Origin of the sequence: Hadarchaeum sp. (SeqCode), assembly GCF_049969415.1 — an archaeon.
GTDB lineage: Archaea > Hadarchaeota > Hadarchaeia > Hadarchaeales > Hadarchaeaceae > Hadarchaeum.
Genome location: NZ_JBMFOX010000002.1, coordinates 19,818 through 38,908 on the forward strand (window position 1 = coordinate 19,818; position 19,091 = coordinate 38,908).

Annotated in this window: 19 protein-coding genes; 11 read left to right on the forward strand and 8 right to left on the reverse strand. The window is 51.7% G+C overall.

Annotated elements, in window-relative coordinates; genetic code table 11:
* Window positions 1-123 precede the first annotated feature (123 nt).
* The 4 genes from ACP5PX_RS00820 to ACP5PX_RS00835 are packed head-to-tail and all read left to right on the forward strand — an operon-like array spanning window position 124 to window position 4,013.
* A complete protein-coding gene (locus ACP5PX_RS00820) occupies window positions 124-2,469 on the forward strand; it encodes a xanthine dehydrogenase family protein molybdopterin-binding subunit (protein WP_428083018.1) in 2,346 nt (781 codons plus the stop codon).
* Window position 2,470: 1 nt separating this feature from the next.
* On the forward strand, window positions 2,471-3,307 hold the full coding sequence (locus ACP5PX_RS00825) for an FAD binding domain-containing protein (RefSeq protein ID WP_428083020.1): 837 nt from the start codon (window positions 2,471-2,473) through the stop codon (window positions 3,305-3,307).
* A 5-nt stretch (window positions 3,308-3,312) separates the two neighbouring features.
* Window positions 3,313-3,789 (forward strand): (2Fe-2S)-binding protein, encoded by a 477-nt coding sequence (locus ACP5PX_RS00830; RefSeq protein WP_428083022.1) that lies wholly within the window; start codon window positions 3,313-3,315, stop codon window positions 3,787-3,789.
* 5 nt (window positions 3,790-3,794) lie between these two features.
* On the forward strand, window positions 3,795-4,013 hold the full coding sequence (locus tag ACP5PX_RS00835; protein WP_428083024.1) for a hypothetical protein: 219 nt from the start codon (window positions 3,795-3,797) through the stop codon (window positions 4,011-4,013).
* A 13-nt stretch (window positions 4,014-4,026) separates the two neighbouring features.
* Here the strand turns inward: ACP5PX_RS00835 and ACP5PX_RS00840 are convergent, their stop codons facing one another.
* Entirely contained in the window at window positions 4,027-5,079 is a 1,053-nt protein-coding gene (locus ACP5PX_RS00840; RefSeq protein ID WP_428083026.1) for an ornithine carbamoyltransferase, read from the reverse strand.
* Window positions 5,080-5,184: 105 nt separating this feature from the next.
* On the opposite strand from ACP5PX_RS00840, the gene ACP5PX_RS00845 reads away from it, so the two are divergent.
* Window positions 5,185-7,614 carry a DNA-directed DNA polymerase gene (locus tag ACP5PX_RS00845; RefSeq protein ID WP_428083028.1) on the forward strand — a complete coding sequence of 810 codons (2,430 nt, stop codon included), beginning with the start codon at window positions 5,185-5,187 and terminating at the stop codon, window positions 7,612-7,614.
* On the opposite strand, the gene ACP5PX_RS00850 is transcribed toward ACP5PX_RS00845, so the two are convergent.
* Window positions 7,604-8,008, reverse strand: coding sequence for a Tfx family DNA-binding protein (locus ACP5PX_RS00850; RefSeq protein WP_428083029.1), 405 nt, complete (start codon window positions 8,006-8,008; stop codon window positions 7,604-7,606). The genes ACP5PX_RS00845 and ACP5PX_RS00850 overlap by 11 nt on opposite strands.
* A 55-nt stretch (window positions 8,009-8,063) precedes the next feature.
* Here ACP5PX_RS00850 and map point away from each other — a divergent pair, with 55 nt between their 5' ends.
* Window positions 8,064-8,957: a type II methionyl aminopeptidase gene (gene map, locus ACP5PX_RS00855; RefSeq protein ID WP_428083031.1), complete on the forward strand. Its 894-nt coding sequence runs from the start codon at window positions 8,064-8,066 to the stop codon at window positions 8,955-8,957.
* Between the two features lie 11 nt (window positions 8,958-8,968).
* Here map and ACP5PX_RS00860 read toward each other — a convergent pair whose 3' ends face one another.
* Genes ACP5PX_RS00860 through ACP5PX_RS00870 form a run of 3 tightly spaced genes read right to left on the reverse strand, consistent with a single transcriptional unit; the run spans window position 8,969 to window position 11,421 of the window.
* Window positions 8,969-9,550: a DUF116 domain-containing protein gene (locus tag ACP5PX_RS00860; protein ID WP_428083033.1), complete on the reverse strand. Its 582-nt coding sequence runs from the start codon at window positions 9,548-9,550 to the stop codon at window positions 8,969-8,971.
* 42 nt (window positions 9,551-9,592) lie between these two features.
* Window positions 9,593-10,273 carry a fibrillarin-like rRNA/tRNA 2'-O-methyltransferase gene (locus tag ACP5PX_RS00865; protein WP_428083035.1) on the reverse strand — a complete coding sequence of 227 codons (681 nt, stop codon included), beginning with the start codon at window positions 10,271-10,273 and terminating at the stop codon, window positions 9,593-9,595.
* Window positions 10,270-11,421, reverse strand: a complete 1,152-nt coding sequence (locus ACP5PX_RS00870) for a C/D box methylation guide ribonucleoprotein complex aNOP56 subunit (RefSeq protein WP_428083037.1) — start codon at window positions 11,419-11,421, stop codon at window positions 10,270-10,272. Before ACP5PX_RS00870 ends, ACP5PX_RS00865 begins: the two co-directional genes overlap by 4 nt.
* Before the next feature lie 257 nt (window positions 11,422-11,678).
* On the opposite strand from ACP5PX_RS00870, the gene gap reads away from it, so the two are divergent.
* Complete coding sequence (gap, locus tag ACP5PX_RS00875; RefSeq protein ID WP_428083039.1) at window positions 11,679-12,701, forward strand: type I glyceraldehyde-3-phosphate dehydrogenase; 1,023 nt, start codon at window positions 11,679-11,681, stop codon at window positions 12,699-12,701.
* A 53-nt stretch (window positions 12,702-12,754) separates the two neighbouring features.
* Entirely contained in the window at window positions 12,755-13,642 is an 888-nt protein-coding gene (gene pdxS, locus ACP5PX_RS00880) for a pyridoxal 5'-phosphate synthase lyase subunit PdxS (protein ID WP_428083041.1), read from the forward strand.
* A gap of 18 nt (window positions 13,643-13,660) precedes the next feature.
* Here pdxS and ACP5PX_RS00885 read toward each other — a convergent pair whose 3' ends face one another.
* The 3 genes from ACP5PX_RS00885 to ACP5PX_RS00895 all read right to left on the reverse strand — a co-directional run bounded on the left by ACP5PX_RS00885 (window position 13,661) and on the right by ACP5PX_RS00895 (window position 16,331).
* Window positions 13,661-14,908: an SLC13 family permease gene (locus ACP5PX_RS00885; RefSeq protein WP_428083043.1), complete on the reverse strand. Its 1,248-nt coding sequence runs from the start codon at window positions 14,906-14,908 to the stop codon at window positions 13,661-13,663.
* A gap of 99 nt (window positions 14,909-15,007) precedes the next feature.
* Window positions 15,008-15,532, reverse strand: coding sequence for an adenine phosphoribosyltransferase (gene apt, locus ACP5PX_RS00890; RefSeq protein ID WP_428083200.1), 525 nt, complete (start codon window positions 15,530-15,532; stop codon window positions 15,008-15,010).
* Between the two features lie 13 nt (window positions 15,533-15,545).
* The gene (locus ACP5PX_RS00895) at window positions 15,546-16,331 is read right to left on the reverse strand and encodes an S-methyl-5'-thioadenosine phosphorylase (RefSeq protein ID WP_428083045.1); all 786 of its coding nucleotides are present in this window, start codon (window positions 16,329-16,331) and stop codon (window positions 15,546-15,548) included.
* 220 nt (window positions 16,332-16,551) lie between these two features.
* Between ACP5PX_RS00895 and ACP5PX_RS00900 the strand changes: the two genes are divergently transcribed.
* Genes ACP5PX_RS00900 through ACP5PX_RS00910 form a run of 3 tightly spaced genes read left to right on the forward strand, consistent with a single transcriptional unit; the run spans window position 16,552 to window position 18,936 of the window.
* Entirely contained in the window at window positions 16,552-17,133 is a 582-nt protein-coding gene (locus ACP5PX_RS00900) for a PadR family transcriptional regulator (protein ID WP_428083047.1), read from the forward strand.
* Window positions 17,108-18,109: an ATP-binding cassette domain-containing protein gene (locus ACP5PX_RS00905; protein WP_428083049.1), complete on the forward strand. Its 1,002-nt coding sequence runs from the start codon at window positions 17,108-17,110 to the stop codon at window positions 18,107-18,109. The genes ACP5PX_RS00900 and ACP5PX_RS00905 overlap by 26 nt, the downstream gene beginning before the upstream one ends.
* A complete protein-coding gene (locus ACP5PX_RS00910; RefSeq protein WP_428083051.1) occupies window positions 18,106-18,936 on the forward strand; it encodes an ABC transporter permease in 831 nt (276 codons plus the stop codon). The genes ACP5PX_RS00905 and ACP5PX_RS00910 overlap by 4 nt, the downstream gene beginning before the upstream one ends.
* Window positions 18,937-19,091: the final 155 nt, after the last annotated feature.

Consider the following 19,091-nt stretch of genomic DNA (forward strand, 5'->3'; position numbering starts at 1 on the left):
GAACGATTGAATTTGAGGAATCATGGCTCGAAGAACGTCACCAAAAAAGTTTTTAGGAGGAAGTTATGGTTAAGAAACGGGAGAAAAGTAAAATTTAGGAGGAAAAATTAAAAAGGTGAAAATTTGGCAACCCGATACTATACTGTAGGCAAACCGTCTATCAGGAAGGACGCGATTCCCAAGGCCACGGGGCAGGAGAAATTCACCTGTGATGTGGTTGTCCCAGGAATGCTTTATGGCAGAATTCTGAGAAGCCCCTACCCGCATGCTAGGGTGAAGAGGATTGACACCAGCAGGGCCGAGGGAATGGGTGCGGTCTGTATCACCTTCGAAGACGTTCCCAAGGTGAAGTACAATGAACGGATTGTGAGCGTTCCATCAGCAACCTTTAAGGACCGGACAGTGCTCACCAATAAGCCCCTCCACGTGGGCGAGGCAATCGCGGCCGTTGCTGCAGAGACGGAGGAAAAGGCCGAAAAAGCGCTTAGAGCGATTGAAGTGGAGTATGAGGTTCTGGAGCCTGTGTTTGATCCGATTGCAGCAATGAAACCGGGAAAGCCGAGCTTGCACGATTCGATAATCATCCAGGACAAGGTTGTTGAGATAAAGAACAACATCGCCGCGAAAGTGGAAATATCCGAAGGCGACGTTGAGAAGGGTTTCCGTGAGGCGGACATCGTCATCGAGGGAACGGCCAAGACCAGCAGGGTTTATCACGCCCAGCTGGAGACTAAGTCGGCCGTCGTTGTTCCGGAGCCAAACGGCGGCGTGACCATCTGGACGACAACTCAAACCATCCACAACTGTCGGATACTCATCGGCGAGATATTCGGAATACCGTTGAACAAGGTAAACGTCAAGAAGATATCGCTGGGCGGATCTTTCGGCTCTAGCATTCAGATGAACTCGGTGCTCCCCATTACTGTGGCCCTAGCCCTGAAGGCCAAGAAACCGATTAAGATGTGCACCACCCGTGAAGAGGATATGTACGATCACTGCCGATACCCAATGATTCTAAAGTACAAACTTGGGGCCAAAAAGGACGGCAAGCTCGTGGCCGGAGAGATGGAGGTCATCGTTGATATCGGAGCCCACAACATTCAGGCCTATCCTCTCTTGGGCTGCACCGCTGGATGGCTCGTCTCTCTCTATAAGATGCCGAACCTGAAATTCAGCGGCAAGGCCGTCTATACCAACAAGGCACCGGCCTGCGCGATGCAAGGCTTTGGAAATCCCCAGGTGAACTTCATCGCACAAACGATGATGAACGAGGTGGCGGAGAAACTGGGCTTGGACCCCATCGAAGTTGAGCTCAAGAACTACGTTGGTCTCGGCGATGTCTTCTGGGGACAGGGTCCGACGGTTAGGTCGGTGATTAGAAGTTGTGGAGTTGAGGAGCTGATCAAAAAAGGGTCTGAAATGATCGGATGGAAAAACCGAGGCAGGCCAGAGGACAAGAAGGGAGACATCGTTAGAGGCATCGGCATGGCGCGCGGTTTCCACACCTCAAGCGCCGGTGGGCCGATGGCCGGTGAGGCGGTCGACTTTTCCGGTGCAATGATCAAGATAAACGAGGACGGGACGGTTGACGTCATTGCCTCGCTTCAGGACATGGGCGGAGGCGCGCTTGAGGCCGGCTTAAAGATAGTGGCCGAGACGCTCGGCGTGCCCTTGGATTGCGTGGAGCTGGCGCCTACGGACACCTGCACCTCGGTTTATGACGTTTGCCTGCATGCCACCAGAGGAGTCTATGCCGGCGGGGGAGCTTTGAAAAAGGTCGCCGAACAGGTGAGACAGAAACTGCTGGAATTCGCGTCGAGGATTCTGGAAGTTTACCCCCACGCGTTGAGGATTCGGCCCGATGAAAATATCAAGCAAGGAATAGTCTACGCCGAGGGAATCCCTGGAAAGGAGATAACCGTCAAAGAGGTGGCTGCGACCGCCAGAAACAAGAACTGGGGAACGATAGCCGCCGTTGACAGCCTCAGACAGGGCCAGTGTCCTCCAGCTTACACCGTCTACTTCGTTGAGGTCGAGGTCAACAAGCGGACCGGAGAGGTGAAACCGGTGCGTGCGGTTATAGGAGCTGACTGCGGGACGGTCATCGATCCGATCTATGCGGTGGCCCAGATTCACGGAAGCTTCTACCGTGGCCTCAGCTATGTGCTCTGTGAGGATACCAAGTACAACCGGAAGACCGGAGAGCTGACCAATAAGGGCCTCTTATCAGGTTACAACATACTGAAGGCCGAGGACATGCCCAACCCGGACGACATTCAGGTGTTCTTCGCCCACACCTACGAGGACACGGGACCTTTTGGAGCTAAGGGGATTGGAGAGGCTGCAATAAACCCCGTTCCTGCGGTGGTTGCCAACGCGATTTACAACGCAATCGGAGTTTGGATCCGGGAGATGCCGATAACGCCGGAAAAGGTTCTAAAGGCCCTGAGGGAAAAGGGAGGGAATTAGAATGGTGAACACGAGAATATTGGTGAATGAATTCGAATACTTTGAGCCAAAGACAGTTGCCGAAGCGGTGGACTTGCTCGCCAGATACGGAAAGGACGCCAAGATACTCGCCGGCGGCACCAACCTGCTTGTCGACATGAAATTGGAAAAGGTCGGCCCCAAGTACCTGATTTACACGGGTAAAATACCGGAGCTGCGTTCGATAAAAAGGGTCGGTTCCGAGGTGGTCGTCGGCGCCAACGTCACCTTTTTTGAGATGATGCGGGCACCTGAGCTCAAGGACTGTTTCATGATCCGAGAGGCTTTTGAGAGCGTGCAGCTTGAAATCAGGAGAATGGGCACAATTGGGGGGAACGTCTGTAACGCGGCCCCCACCGCCAGCGCCGCGCCCCCGCTGCTAGCGCTTGAGGCGAAGGTGAAGCTCGTCAGCAAGCGGGGCTCTAGGGTGGTGCCGCTGGAAGAGGTTTTCGTCGGTGACAGGAGGACCTCGCTGGCTCCGGATGAGTTGCTCACTGAGATACACATACCGCTGCCGAACAGCAGTTACGGTGCCGCCTTTGGCGAGATAAAGAGAAAGATAAAGTTCGCTATGGTAATCGGCCGCCAAGGAAACGTTTGCAATTACAGCAGAATAGCGATGGGTGGGGACATAGAGAAGCCCACAAGGGTGAGAAATGCCGAAAGCCTGCTCGTGGGCAAGAGCTTGGACGGGAACACAGTTAAGGCAGCTTGCGCGGCGGCGGTGGCAGAAATCGACCCTGAGAACTGGTACGTCAGGGAAATAGCGGAATACCTGTTTCAGAAGGTGCTTCAGGAGGCTTGGGCAAGAGCGAGGTGATTGCTGTGGAAGAGAGAAAGATTAAGGTGAAAGTTAACGGAAAGGAATGCGAACTGTCCGTGAGACCGAATGAGCTGCTTCTCAACGTGTTGAGAAACAAGCTGGGGCTGTGCGGAACTAAATACGGTTGTGGAACTGGAGACTGCGGAGCCTGCACCGTTTTGGTCAACAACGAGCCGAGACTTTCCTGCCTCACCTTGGCCGTGACTGTGGATGGTGCTGAGATAACCACCATTGAGGGTCTAGCGACGGACGGAAAGCTGCACCCGATTCAAGAGGCCTTTGTGAAGAACGGTGCTATCCAGTGCGGGTTCTGCATTCCTGGCATAATAATAATGGCTAAAGCCCTGTTGGACGAGAACCCCAACCCCACCGACGAGGATATAAAGAAGGCATTGAAGGGACACCTCTGCAGGTGCACGGGATACATCAATATCATCAAGGCGATTAAGGCAGCTGCCCTTGAGATTTCAAAAGCATAAGAAATATGAGCAAGATCAAAGTTTTTGAGGGAGGGCACTTAGTTCAGGAGCTGACGATAGAAGAGGCTTTGGAGCTAATAAAACAGAGATTTTTCGAGGGCCAGTCCGTCATCATTGACGGGGTCTACGTGGACGCCTCTGATATTGAAAAGGTCAAGGAGAAGCTCTCCAAAGCGAAGGAGGGCATCTCCTTTTTCCCTTTGATCGGCGGCGGAAAATTCTAGCCGGAATTTTAGCTCAAGGCATTACCATTGCCATTACTGCTTTTTGCACATGTAATCTGTTTTCGGCCTCTTCAAAGTAAAGCGAGCGCTTGTAGGTATCGAGGACTTCGTCGGTGACTTCCTGACCTCGATCGGCCGGACCACAGTGCATGTAGTATGCTTTGTTAGTCTTGTCCAGCAGTTCCATCGTGGTTATCCAGTTCTTGAACTTAGCTTGATAGGCCGAAGCTCCTTCCTTATCAACAGTATTATTATAGGGCGGTACAAACTGCTTCGGCGACCAAGCCTTGGGATAGACGAAGTCGGCCCCCTCAAAGGCCTCCTCCATATTATAGCAGATTTCGAAGCTACCACCATATTTTTCCACGTTTTTCTTGCAGTCCTCGATGACGCTGTCCTCGAGTTCGAAGCCCTTTGGATGTGCCAGCACTACATCCATCCCCATTTGGGTGGCGATTAGGACCTCGTTCTGGGGGACGGCGAGCGGCTTTAAGCCTCCAGAGTAGGCATAGGACACGACGAACTTCTTGCCCTCCAGTTTCGGCTCTACAGCTCTCGCCGCCTGTATGTCGGCCAGAGCTTGGAAGGGATGATACATGTCGTCCTCCATGTTCAACACAGGGATGTCTGCCCACTTGGCGAACTCCTGTATCACTCGGTGGCCGCGCCCGATAATCCACTTGGCAGCGTCGCCGTAGATCCTGATGGCGATGGTGTCACCGTACCGACTCAGAACCCTAGCCACGTCGGATATTGCCTCCGTGGCGTAGGGGACCATGTCCTCAGGCAATGTGGGAGTGTAAAGGTCCTGAGGGCTGAGGAAATGCGCGTGTCCTCCGAGCTGGTAAATTCCTGCCTCGAATGAGTTGCGCGTGCGGAGCGATCGGTTGTAGAAAATCATAAAGAGAGTCCTGCCGGGCAGATAGTTCGTAGGGGTCCTTTTTCTGAATTTTTTCTTTAGATCGTCCGCAGCGTCGAGAATTTTTTTGATTTCCGCCTGCGTGAAATCTTGCGTGTTAATAAAATCCTTTCCCTTCATGGAGCCAACATATTTAGGAACTGGCATTCGAATCACTGAAAATACCAGCTCATTCCATAATTTAAACTTTTTTGGAAAGGCGGGTTTTCTGAAAAGTCTTTATCTCTGGCCTCTCAGATTTCAGTGGTGTCGATGAGGGGATTGCTGCTGGATATTGACTTTGCCGAGGAAGAGGAGAGACCTAACATAAGACTATTTGTAAAAACCGGGACAGAAACAGTGGTGGCAGTTGACACCACGTTTGAGGAATATTTTTACGTGGTTTCAGATCATCCGGATAAAACCAGCAAGCTGATTGAAAAAATTGAACTGGAGGAAGATGGTGTACGGGTACGGCCGAAATATGTCGAGATAGTCAAGCGGACCTTTCTGGGTTGCGAGGTTGAAGCGATAAGGGTTTCTTTTTACCAGCCCAAGGATGCAGCCAAACTAAGGCACAAAATTCGAGAGTTGCCAGGAGTTAAAGAGATATATGAGTTCGATTTGCCCACGACGAGACGTTATCTGATTGATCGTGGACTAACTCCAATGGCGGGCATTGAGATAACCGGTACGGTTGAAGTTAAGGACGGCGTTAAGACGATAGAGATGGAAAAGCCACCACGGCCAGCGCAAGTGGAGGAGCCCAAGCTGAATATAATGAGTTTTGACATTGAGGTTTACAACCCCACCGGCAGCGTCAGGCCCGACAAGGACCCGATAATAATGATTAGCTTAGCCGACAACCGCGGCTTGAGAAAGGTCATCACTTGGAAAGATTTTGATAACAAACCAGATTACGTTGAGGTGGTCGGCAGTGAGCGTGAGGTGATAAAGAGGTTTGTGGATTTGGTGAAGGAGCGAGATGTCGACATTCTGCTGGGATATAATACGGACCTTTTTGATCTGCCCTACATTCGCAGCCGGGCCAAGCAGTTGAAGGTGAAGCTGGATTTGGGCCGCGATGGTTCCGAGTTGGTTGTGCGCAAACGTAGATTCGCGACCGCCTCCAAGATTCGTGGTCGCATTCATGTTGATGTTTTTGCCATGGTTGATTTTCTGGCTACCATCGGCTCGATCAAGTTGATCCATTATTCACTGGGTGATGTTTACCGCCACTTTTCCGGCAAGGAAAAGCCGGACTTTGAGTTCTCCGATATGGTTAATGCTTGGGAGAAAGGAGGTGATGCAGGTCGGAGATTTCTGGAGTACTCCATGTCAGATGCGGACGCCGCGCTGGAGGTCGGCTTGGAACTGCTGCCGCTTTTCCTCGGTCTGACCCGTGTTGTGGGGCAGACGCTTTTCGATGTCCAGAGAATGACCCCCGGGCAGCTAGTAGAGTGGTTGCTGATCGCCGAGGCACACCGAATCGGCGAGCTGGTACCGCCGCGGCCCGTTGGGGAGGAGTTTGAGGAAAGAGTGGAAGAGACGTTTGCGGGAGCATACGTGATGGAACCGGTGAAAGGGCTTCACGAGGACCTGGTGGTTTTTGATTTTCGGTCCTTGTACCCTTCGATAATTGTAACCCACAATATTGATCCCTCCACACTGAACTGTAAGGACTGCCGGCCGGGCGAGCGAGAGCAGGTTCCAAGGCTTGATTACTACTTCTGCAAGCGGAGGAGGGGCTTCATTCCGACCATTCTGCAACGAATCATCGAAGAGAGAACCAAACTGAAGGCCGAACTTAAAAAAATCGGTCGAGATTCCAAGGAGTATCGGGTCCTTGACGCTCGGCAGTGGGCGATGAAGATAGTTGCCAATTCCTTTTATGGCATGCTCGGCTATCCGCGGGCTAGGTGGTATTCCAAGCAGTGCGCGGAAAGCGTGACCAGCTTCGGCAGGTATTATATTCAGAGGACGATTGAGATGGCGCGTGAGTTTGGCCTTGAGGTAATCTACGGAGATACCGACAGCCTGCACTGTAAGTTAAAAGGCAAAACGCGGGATGAGGCCATGCTCTTCCTCAAGAAGGCCAACGAGAGTTTGCCCGGGATCATGGAGCTGGAGTTAGAGGGCTTTTACCCCCGCGGTATTTTCATTACCAAGAAGCGCTACGCCATGATTGATGATGAGGGCCGCATGGTCGTTAAGGGTCTGGAGTTCGTCCGCAGGGACTGGGCGGCGATAGCCAAGAGAACACAGGAGGAGGTGTTGAAAGCAATTCTGCTTGATGGTTCGCCCAAGAAGGCGGCGGAGATTATCAGGAAAATCACTCGTGATGTTTATGAAGGCCGTGTTAACATCGAGGATTTGATCATCTACACTCAGCTGAAGATGCCCATTGAGAGCTACAAGGCAATCGGTCCGCACGTGGTAGCAGCCAAGCGTCTCAGGAAACTGGGTCATGAGATTGAGCCCGGGATGATGATAGCCTACATCGAGGTCAAGGGTCCGGGGAGCATAAGCGATCGCGCGGTTCCGGTTGAGGACTTTAAGGGTAAGGAGTACGACCCAGATTACTACGTTGGGCATCAGATTTTACCCGCCGTGATGAGAATTATGGAGGTTCTCGGCTACCGCGAGGAAGATCTTAAGTTTGAGAAGGAGAGGCAGGTTGGGCTCGACCGGTTTATGAGATGATGAGTTCGCCGTTTGAGGCCAGGGCCACTTCAAAAGCCTTAGTTACCGAGCGGCCGTGGATTTTGTCCCCAGCCTCTTGCTTTACTCTAGCGATGATTTCGGCGGTGCCAAAACTCACCCTAATCTTGGCGGCATCGGCGGCTTCAAAAATTCTTTTTGGTAGCTGAAGGATGTCATCGCCTTGATTCACGGTGACGATTACCGGAGCCTTCAATCTTTCAAAAAGTTTTAAGGTCCTTTCTGCCCGCGCGATGTTCTCTTTAGCCCGGCGCTCGAGGATGCTGACATTAGCCCGGGAGGTGTTAAGCCTGCGGGCTATCTCTGCTTGAGTGAGTCCTCTCAATCTGAGTTCAAGAACCCTCTGCTGGGCCTCAGTCAGGAAGGTATCCTCCATGTACCCCAAGTTTTAATTGGTACCGCGCATTAAACAACTTTCGTCTGGTGGTATTGTGTTGAATCCAGAGGAGCTGGAAAAGTATCGAAAGGCGGGAAAGTTGCTAGCTGAAGTTCGCGAACAGGTGCGGCCGCTGGTCAAGCCAGGGGTCAGCCTGCTTGAGATAGCTGAGAACGCCGAGAAGCTTATTGTTGAGAGAGGGGCCAAGCCGGCCTTTCCCTGCAACGTTTCGGTTAACGAGATTGCAGCCCACTACAGCCCTCCTGCCGACGATGAGACGGTGATTAAACCGGGAGACATGGTTAAGGTCGATATCGGAGCTCACGTCGACGGTTACATCGCCGATACCGCCTTCACCGTGGCTACCGGAGAAAAAGCAGAAATGGTTCAGGTAGTGGAGAAGGCGCTTGAAGCCGCGATCGCCGTGGTTAAACCCGGGATTGATGTTGGAGAAATCGGCAGGGTTGTCGAGGAGACGGCAACGGCGGCGGGATTTAAGTCTATTCGTAACCTTACCGGGCACAGCTTGGCCCGGTGGGACCTCCATTCGGGTCTTACCATTCCTAATGTCAAGGAAACTACTGGAGTGGTTCTAAAAGCGGGCGATGTTCTGGCCATTGAGCCTTTTATCACGGACGGTGCCGGATTTGTTGAGGATAAAAAGAGCCTTTACATCTTCAGATATCTGCGTGACGTTCCCACCCGGTTGCGGATGTCTCGTGAGCTATTGAGGGATGTAAAGCGGGATTACAACGGACTTCCCTTTGCCGAAAGGTGGCTGGCGAAGCGCATGTCAAAGCTCCGTCTAGAGCTGACCCTTAGGGAGTTGGTAGGAAACGGCGCCTTCTGGCCCTATTATGTCTTAGCTGAGCGGGCCAATGGCAAGGTGGCGCAGGCGGAGCACACGGTAATAGTTACCGAAACCAGCTGCGAAGTGACGACGCGTTGAGTCCGGGAAGTTTACAATATTTCCTCCAGAGTTTGTAGGGAGAACTTAGTTTCGGCGCAGCCGTTTTTGGTCAGAAACACGGCTTGGGCAGGAAGATCTTTATTTTTAAGAAATTCTTTTGCCTGTTTCAACTCTTGGCTGCAGGCGATGCCCACCACGCCGTCATAGGGATTTCTTTCCAGTATCTGCGGGATGCAGGTTCCCCCCGGCAAAATGTATACGTCATACCCTTTGTTTTGACCTAATGTCACGGCTTTGTTTATCAGGCAGTCCGGGGAACACCGGGCACAGTAATAAGATGGTATCTCTGCATCAAAACGCGCCTGGCATCTGCTGTCCATGTATTTTCTGGCACAGTGGGGCAAGAAAAGCGCCCTGTTCCGGCTTTCTTGAAATCTTTCCCTTTCTTGGATATTGTGCAAATGAACATCGATCAGATCCTCAATTAACGTGGAAACGTCAGCGATGTTCAGACCTCCTATTTCGGGGACCTTCAGTTCCTCGGCCAAACGCCTGACGGTTCCCGCAATTCTTCTGTGCAGGTTCTTTTGGTAGGCTATCTTGGCCAGAGTTTCGTAGAAAGCTTGTGGCATCCGGGACAGGTCGAATCTGAAGTGATAAGGCATGTCCCCTATTTACCTCCTCAGGATGAACATGGCATGGTCCTTTTCGTAAGGGTCAAGAACCTTGGCGTCGATGATTTCCATTTCCTTCTCCAGTTTTTCCATTTCATTCCTGAATATCTCACGAGGTTCCTTGGTCACGTCGATGCTTCGGGCCTTTAGGGACAGCATGGCGTAGCCACCTTTGGGCAGGAAAATTTTGGCGTTGGCCAGCAGGATTTCGGTTTGGTCCGGTTGAGCGATGTCCTGGTAAATGACATCGACTTTTTTGACAAGTGAGCTGTAGCTTTGAGGCAGCCGGGCATCGGCCAGTATGGGCAGCATGTTTTTTCTCTTCGTGCAGACGGCGAGCAGGTCCCTTATCGGCCGTGAGGAGACTTCTACACAATAAACGCAGCCATCTGACCCCACGATGTCGGAGACGTGTGAGGAGGTCGTTCCACTTGCCGCCCCGAGGTAAAGAACGCGTTTTCCTGGGGTTATTGGGTTGACCTTGATGTTTTTGAGGATGGCGGCTGCGAGCTTGCTTCGATAGGGATCCCAGAGCCGGTATTCAATTCCATCCAGCTCAATTAACTTTTCCCCGTAGACCTGATTCCGGCGAGCGAGATTTATCGTAGCTAGCTTGCGGGTGCCGTCGTCCAGCTCTATCCAGTACACCGACTTAAAGCGCTCGTGCTCAACCGCCTTCATAGTTCTTTCCTTGCCTTTCTCTTGATATCGGAGATTCTGGCTTTAAGTTCGGCATCTAATTTATCACCAACGAATTCACCGGACATCGCGTCTACTCTCGCTGCAATGGCCACCTTTCCGGCGAGCGCGCGCGCAATCTTACCCCTCAGCTTCTTTGGAGAACCGCGGACCTCAGGATATTGGAAAATTACACCGTGTTTGGGTGGGCTCCCCTTCCTCTTCAAGGCGCGGAAAAGTGCCTTTTCGGCGCCGAGGACTTGGATGGTGCTGGCCGGCATGCGGGAAAGTTCCTGGAGACCACCGGCGATTGCTATCAGACGAGCCCCGATGGCGCTACCAACAACGGCACGTAAGTTGGGGGCGATTTGTGCCATCAGACCGTCGATATATTCAGATATCTCGTTCCTTAGGTCATAGAGTTCGAATATTTCCTTACAGGTCCTCTTTAGTGATTTCAAGTCTGTTTCGTCAAAATGCGCTCCTAGGGACTCCGCCGCGGCCCGGGTTATTTTTTCAGCTTTTTCCTCCGATATCCCGGTGGCGTTGATGACCGCTTCCTTGGTAAAGTCCTCTCGGAGGCCAATTTTGGTAATCAGCTTGAGGAAGATTTCGTGGTCCTGAACCAAGCGATCAAGCTCTGGGAAGTGGATGGAATACCACTCCCTGACCCGGACTATCAAGATGTTAGCGAACTTGTCGATGTCATCTAATAGACCGATGGACTGAATAATTAAACTGTCTCGCTGAGCCGCTTCGGTGCGGAGCTTGTGTCGGGTGAGGATGAAGTTCACCTCGCGGACAAAATCATCGAGTTTTTCAAAGCCCAGATCCTCCACTATGTCTTGAAGTTTCTCCCGCAAGATTGACCCTGCCACGTTGGGTATCAATATCTCGAATTTTGCCCTTTTGAACTCCTCCTTGAGCCTGCCGGCGAGAGACTTTGATTCCAACGTAAACTCGCGGTGTCCCTTGGTCATCAACTCGGAGATAAGCTGGCGATGTTCTTCAGTAGGGGTTCCCATCTGAACACTGGCAATTTTTCCCGCGACTTCTATCGGGTCGTGCGGGAATTTTCTAAAGGAGACTAACTTGCCCATATCGTCAAAGGCAAAGACGCCTAAGACACTTTCAGCAATATGAACCGGCATACTCCCCGTTTAAGCTTTATCACCATTCTATAATAGTTTTCAGCTCAGCCGGAAGTGTGGGGAGTTCTTTCCCAACTCGTTGCTTACTGTTCTCCGGTCAGTCCTTTAGGCCTCAGTTTCTGTTTTAGACCGATTCCTTCCAAATATCTCTCAATTTAGGGCGTTTGGTTGGGCACATATAACGATGTGTTTAAAGTTTCAAATTTTTCTAGCAACTTATTTAATTATGGCCGGAAATTTCAATGCAGGGGAGAATCATGAAGAAAGTTGGTATAAATGGGTTTGGAAGAATTGGCCGCATCTTTTTGAGAGCTGCCTTAGCTGATGAAGAGTTCATGAGGAAGTTTGAAGTGACGGTGATAAACAGTCCTTCCCCGGCAAAGACCTACGCCCACTTGCTGAAATATGATTCGGTTTTTGGCGTTTTGAAGAGAAGAGTCGAGGGCACGGAGAACTCGATTATCATCGATGGTAAGGAGATAAAGGTGCTGAACCACAAGAATCCCGCCGATATTCCTTGGGGCGATCTGGGCGTTGATTACGTGCTGGAGTCCAGCGGTAAGTTCAAGGACCGTGAGGAAATCGGCGGGCACCTGAAAACCGGTGCCCGCAAGGTGATAATTTCCGCCGCGATAAAAAATCCCGACGTCATGATAGTCCTTGGTGTCAATCACGAAATTTGCGATCCCGACAAGCACCACTTGATTTCCATGGCCTCTTGCACCACGAACTGCTTGGCTCCGATGGTGAAGGTCTTGGATGATAGATTTGGTTTGGAAAGAGGTTTCATGACGACCTGCCATGCGGTGACTAACGACCAGAGGGTCCTTGACCTTTCACACAAGGATCTGCGGCGGGCGAGATCCGCGATGACCTCGATAATACCGACCACCACAGGCGCGGCGACGGCAATAGGCAAAGTCATCCCCAAATTGGCCGGGAAACTGGATGGAATTGCGCTCAGGGTCCCTGTCGCCGATGGCTCCATAACCGATCTCACGGCTGAGCTGAAAACGGAAGTGACCGTGGAGGAAATAAATCAGGCGTTTAAGGAGGCCGCGGCAGGAGAGCTTAGGGGCATCTTGGAGTACACTGACGATCCCATCGTCTCGGCCGACATAATCGGCAATCCCCATTCCTGCGTCATAGATGGGAAAAGCACGATGGTCATGGGGAAGAGGAGCAACTTCGCTAAGGTATTTGGGTGGTATGACAACGAGTGGGGCTACTCCTGTAGGCTGGTTGACCTGTTTAAGTTTGTGGACTCCAAGGAGCGCTAGGCGAAACCCTTATATTTTTAGCTTCAGCGGATAACTGACATATTGGTGATTCTGTGGAGATAGTATTCGGCTCTGAGCGGCTCAAGAGGGGCTTCGCTAAGATGCAAAAAGGCGGGGTTATCATGGACGTTACCACTCCAGAGCAGGCCATCATCGCTGAGGAGGCGGGAGCGGTGGCCGTCATGGCGCTTCAGGCGGTTCCGGCAGACATCCGGGCTTCAGGCGGTGTGGCGCGCATGGCTGATCCCGCTATCATCGAGGCCATAATGAATGCGGTGACGATTCCCGTGATGGCCAAGTGCCGAATAGGGCATTTTGCCGAAGCTCAAGTGCTCGAGGCGTTGGGCGTGGACATGATCGACGAGAGCGAGGTCCTCACTGTGGCAGACGAGGAGGCCCACATCGACAAACGCAAGTTCAAGGTCCCGTTCGTCTGCGGCTCTCGCGATCTGGGGGAGGCCCTCCGAAGGATTAACGAGGGGGCGGCCATGATAAGGACCAAGGGTGAGGCCGGTACCGGGAACATCGTTGAGGCGGTGAGGCACATCAAGGCCACCAAACGCCAAATAGCCGAGCTGGCGGGATTGAGCCGTGACGAACTCGAGGTGAAGGCCCGTGAATATCGCGTGCCCGTGGAACTGGTTGAGGAAACCGCCAAGCTCCAGCGGCTACCAGTTGTCTGGTTCTGCGCGGGAGGGATAGCAACCCCGGCTGATGCTTCTTTGGTCATGCAGATGGGTGTCGACGGGATTTTTGTGGGCTCGGGCATCTTCAAGTCAAGCGATCCACCAAGGATGGCCAGAGCCATAGTCGAGGCGACGAGATACTACGATGATCCGGAGGTCGTTTTGGAAGCCTCCAAGAACCTGCCGCTTCCGATGAAAGGAATTGACGTCAAGATGCTAAGACCAGAGGAGAGGCTTCAGGTAAGGGGCATCTGAGGATTTTCTTCGGTGATTCTACATCCAGAGCAGCTGGAGCAACAGGTGTCCCACTAGGACTGCCGCTATTGTCGGTGCTAAACTGATCTTCAGAAAGTCCTTTATCTTCACCCGATATCCTCGTTTTTCCAGTAGTCCGGCAGCGAAGACGTTGGCCGTCGCACCCACCGGAGTGATATTCCCACCGATTCCAGTGCCGAGTAGCGTCCCGTACATCAGGGGATAAGCGAGTCCAGCCGAACCCAGCGCCAGCGCCGCGTTTTTGGCCACAGGGATCATGAGCACAGAGTAGGGGACGTTGTCGATAAACGAGGAGAGAGCAACCGAGAGCCAGACCAAGATTGCCAGGGTGAAGACGGGGTTGTTAGAGCCGAGGCCGCCTATTCCTCGGGCGAGGTCGCTGAGAATTCCAACTCTGTCAACGGCACCGATTACGATGAAAATTCCGATTACGAAGAAAAACGAGTGCCAGTCGAATTCCTTTATCATCCTTGGTATGTTTCTGAAGCCGATGAGGACCGAAACCACCCCAACAATCAGACCTATGAACCCAGGGCCCACCCTCAAATAAGAGTTCAGAGCCAAGGCGAAAATCCCGGCGAGGAAGACCAGCGTCGGCAGGTAATTCGTTTCAATTTTTTCTTCCTCGATGCTGACTTTTGTTTTCATTTTTCTGAGGTGGCAGAGGTAAAGGGTGATCAAGCCGATGATGGCAGCGATGGCCGAGATTATTCCTAGGCCCAGCCTGCCTTGGAACCAATAGAAGTCGAGGAAAGACATCCCGGCCTCGGAGGCCAGAATTATCGCCGGCGGATCGGCTATCATTGAAACCGTCGTCACCATGTTGGAGCTGATGGCGATTGAGCACAGGTATAAAAAAGGGGAGGATTTGGTCCTCTTGGCTACCTCCATAGCAATTGGGGCCATGATCAGAACCACCCCCACATTTTCCAGAAAGCTCGAGAGAAAGGCAGTTATGGCGCAAAGGGAGAGCAGGGCCATTCCCTCATTTTTCGTGTGGTGCAACACGTGCCGGGCCAGATGTTTCGGAACTCCGCTTTCCGAGAACAAGATGGAGACCATCATAAAGCCCCAGTAAATTCCAAGCACATCCCATCTGATTGCGTTCACAACTTGTTCTGGAGTCATCGCGTTGGTGGGGAGAAGAATGAGGAGAAGAATAATGGCAGAGGCAATGCTGACGTAGGCCATTTTAACCTTCCGAGATATCGCTAGCCCGTAGCAGACCACGAAGACCAGCAGCACGATTATTTTCAGCGTTGCTTCGATCAGCGGTACACCCCTTTAAAATATTCTAGCATCGCTTTAAAGCAACGTTTTTGCAGTTTGAAGATCGGAGTAGGGCTAGCCTTCAGGGGTGTCGATTTTTATCAACGAAAATATCTCGTAATTATCTCCGATGGTCTCTCTTCCTCGGAGGTAACCGAGCTCGATGAGAAATCCGATTCCCACTACCTTGCCGCCGAGCCTTTCCACGAGTTCAATGTTGGCCTTCATCGTACCTCCGGTAGCCAACAGGTCGTCAACGAGCAGGACGTTCTGTCCGGGCTCTATGGCATCCTCGTGAATTTCGATCACGTCGGCCTCATACTCCTTTTGGTACATGTAGTCCACGCATTTGGCGGGAAGCTTTCCTTTTTTTCTGATGGGAACGAAGCCCGCGCCGAGTTCGTAGGCCAGAGGGGCAGCGATGATGAAGCCCCGGGCCTCGTTGGAAACCACCACGTCAATTTTTCTGTCCTTGAAGTGATCGGCCAAAAGACGGATAGCTTCTCGGAAAGACTCTCGGTCCTTAAGTAAGGGGGTGATGTCCCAGAAGACCACGCCCTTGAACTCCGGTATTCTTCTGATTTTAGATTTAAGGTCCAGAGAACCACCTCCATTAAACGAAAGCATTTTTCAGCGCGTTCTTGCATTCACAGCTCCTTTCCCGAGGCATGATGGTTACTACTTCTGCGATCAGGCGCTTGACTTTCTCCAGATTTTCCTTCATGGTTCTCAGCACCTCTTCAGTAGTCACTGGATGTTCTTTCCACACGTCGTAGTCGGTGACGGTCGCTATTGACGCGTAGCAGATTTCGGCTTCACGGGCTAGGACACATTCTGGTACTAGGGTCATTCCGATCACATCAGCCCCCCAGCCTTGGAACATCTTGGATTCGGCCTTGGTGGAGAACCTAGGTCCCTCGATGCACACATACGTTCCCCTTGGATGGGCCTCAAGGCCGATTCTTTTCGCCGCATCCATCAGAGTTTTTCTGATTTCGGGGCACATAGGTTCGGCCACGGAAATGTGACACACCTTGTCTCCCGTGTAGAAGGATTCCTCTCGCCTAGTGGTTCTGTCGATGAATTGATCCACAAAGACGATGTCTCCGGGCCGGTATTCTTCCTTTAATGATCCCACCGCCGAAGGTGCGAGGATCCTAGTCACACCGAGCTGCTTCATTGCGAAAATGTTTGCCCGGTAATTTATGTCGGTTGGTCTGATGGTATGTTTTTTTCCGTGCCTGGGGAGAAAAGCCAACTTTCTACCGTTCAGCTCTCCTAAAGTTATGGAATCGGATGGAGAGCCATATGGTGTTTCAACTTTGACTTCTCCAACATTCTTGAGGATTTTCGGGTCGTAAAGACCGGTGCCTCCAATTATCCCGATTTCGGCCCTCATACTTACTACATTTTCGGTAGAGACCTATAAAAATAACGAGGCAATTGACGTTGTGAAAGACCATCTGAGCCGCTGCCAAGTCAGAGGGTCATGCCTAGGTATGTGATTGAGGCGACCTTAGTGAGTTACTAGCCATTGGGAATCGTGATGAGTCAAAAGCTGGTAGCGAAGACTTATATAGTCAAAATTGATATCAACTTTGATATTAAGGTGAAAAAAAATGCGAGAAGAATATTGCCCCCCTCCCTTCAGACACTGGATGCGGCACATGGCAGCAGTGCCAAAGGGGTTCCTGAGGTACCAGGTGCTGGAGCTACTGAACAAAAGACCGCTCTCAGGGTCTGAAATCATGGAGGAGGTAAAAAAGATGAGCAACGGATGCTGGCGGCCAAGCCCGGGGTCCGTGTATCCCCTCTTCGCATGGCTGAAGAAAAACGGATATGTAAAAGAAGTGCGGACGCCTGAGATTGGCATTAAACGTTATGCTCTCACCGAAAGAGGAAAGAAATTACTCGAAGATCAGAGAAGAATCAAGGCTAAGATTGGCTCTGGAAAGTTCATGCTACCACCTCTTTTTGGTTCCTTTTGGTTCGGGGTACCGCCGGAGAAAACCGGCGAAATCAGAAGGGCGACGAGGCGGCTGATTAAAACATTCTTCGACGTTAGTTTGACTTTGGAGGACCGGCACTCTGAAAAGGAAATCGAAGAAGTCGTCGAAATCTTGGACGAAGCTGCAGCCAAACTTGAAGCCGTGGAAAAAAAGCTGGAGGGAAAGGATGAAAGACGAAGTGATAAAAGCTGAGGGTCTGGCAAAGGTTTTCAACAAGGGCTTGGTGGCTGTGGACCATGTGAGCTTCAGTGTTAAGAAAGGCGAGATATTCGGTTTCTTGGGGCCAAACGGTGCCGGAAAGACGACGACTATTAACATGCTGATAACCATCCTAAAACCGACCGAAGGTACAGCTTCAGTGCTGGGGCATGACATTGTCAAAGAGGCCGACATGGTGAGGCGGGTGATAGGTGTCGTGCCCCAGGAGTACACGGCTGATGAGGATCTCACCGGCTACGAAAACATAATCCTCTGCGCCGATCTGTACGGCATCCCGCGGAAGGTTTCCAAGGAGAGGGCGAACGAACTGCTTAAGCTAGTCGAGCTAGCGCAGTTCAAGGATAAGAGGGTTGAGACCTACTCCGGAGGGATGAGGCGCAGGCTTGAGCTCGCCTGCGGACTGGTTAACCGCCCGCAGGTGCTGTTTCTTGACGAGCCCACCCTAGGTCTCGATGTTCAGACGCGGGCAACGATATGGGAGTATATCAGGCGCCTCAAAGAAGAGTTTGGCATGACCCTTTTCATGACAACCCACTACTTGGAAGAAGCAGATGCTCTCTGTGACCGTGTGGCAATAATCGACCACGGGAAGATATTGGTCACCGGGGCTCCGGGTGAGCTCAAGAAGGCGCTGGGCGGGGACGTGATAACACTGAAAATAAAGGAGAACGATGATGTGAGCAAGCTGATAAGGGAAGTGAAGCACGTGAAGGAAGTGAAAAAGGAGGACGGGAGCTACCGTGTGAAGGCCGAGTTAGGAAGAGTAACCGCACCACTGATAATTGAAAAATTGATGAAAAAGGGTTATACGGTGACCAAGCTATCATTGACGGAACCCACGCTGAACGACGTCTATCTGGAGTACACGGGCAGGTCTATGCGGGACGCCGAAGAGTCCCCGGAAACCTTCAAAACACGCAGGCTAATTATGAGGAGGGCGAGGGCATGAACGAGTATCGACCCAGCAGTCTGCGTGGCGTATGGGCCCTTACTACCAGGGAGCTCAAGAAGTGGCTGAAGGACCCGATAATTCTTACCATGACCATCATCCAGCCGGTCATCTGGATGGGCCTGCTAGGTAAGGCCATGAACCTCGGTGGAATGCTTTCCGGTCTTCCTCCGGGAGTAGGTGAACAGATAATGAGAAGCACCTTCGGGACGGCGGACTACTTCTCCTTCATGGCGGTTGGGATAATCTCGTTCACAGTGATGTTTACGACCATGTTCAGCGGTATGTCTGTAGTCTGGGACAGGCGCTTGGGCTTCTTGGACAAGGTGCTGAGCACACCGGTTTCTCGGGCAGCGATCGTATTCTCAAAAATATTGAACTCGACGCTCAGAGGCATGTTCCAGGCAACCATCATTCTGATTATCGCCGTTCTATTAGGTTTGCAGCTGGATCCAAGCTTCACGCTGCTTAACCTTCTTGGAATTTATCTCGCGATATTCCTCTTCAGCGCCGGACTTTCATCCTTGTTCATAGCCCTTTCCCTGAGATCAACGAGGCAGGAAACCCAGATGGCGATAGTGAACCTCGTAAACCTTCCCCTGATGTTCGCCAGCAACATATTTTTCCCGGCTTCAATGATGCCGGAGTGGTTGCAGGTAATAGCCCGCGTAAACCCGGTCAGCTATTTGACCGATGCCCTCAGGCAGCTGACGATTTTGCAAATGGATGTCTCGGCCCTGGCGCTTGATTTCGCCTATCTGGGAATTTTCGCAGCCGTAGTGTTCACGGTTGGCGTCGTGCTGGCTAGGAGATTTCTCACCAAATAGATGGAGATAGTCCGTTCTTCAGAAGTTTAATTAAGAAATCCTTTGTGTAAACGTACAAATATATGCATTCGACTAGTCGCGAAGGTTGGCTTGCTGGATTTTGTTGGTCTGGTTTGAGTTGTAAAACTTTTGGGACATTTTTGAAAAGACGGTAA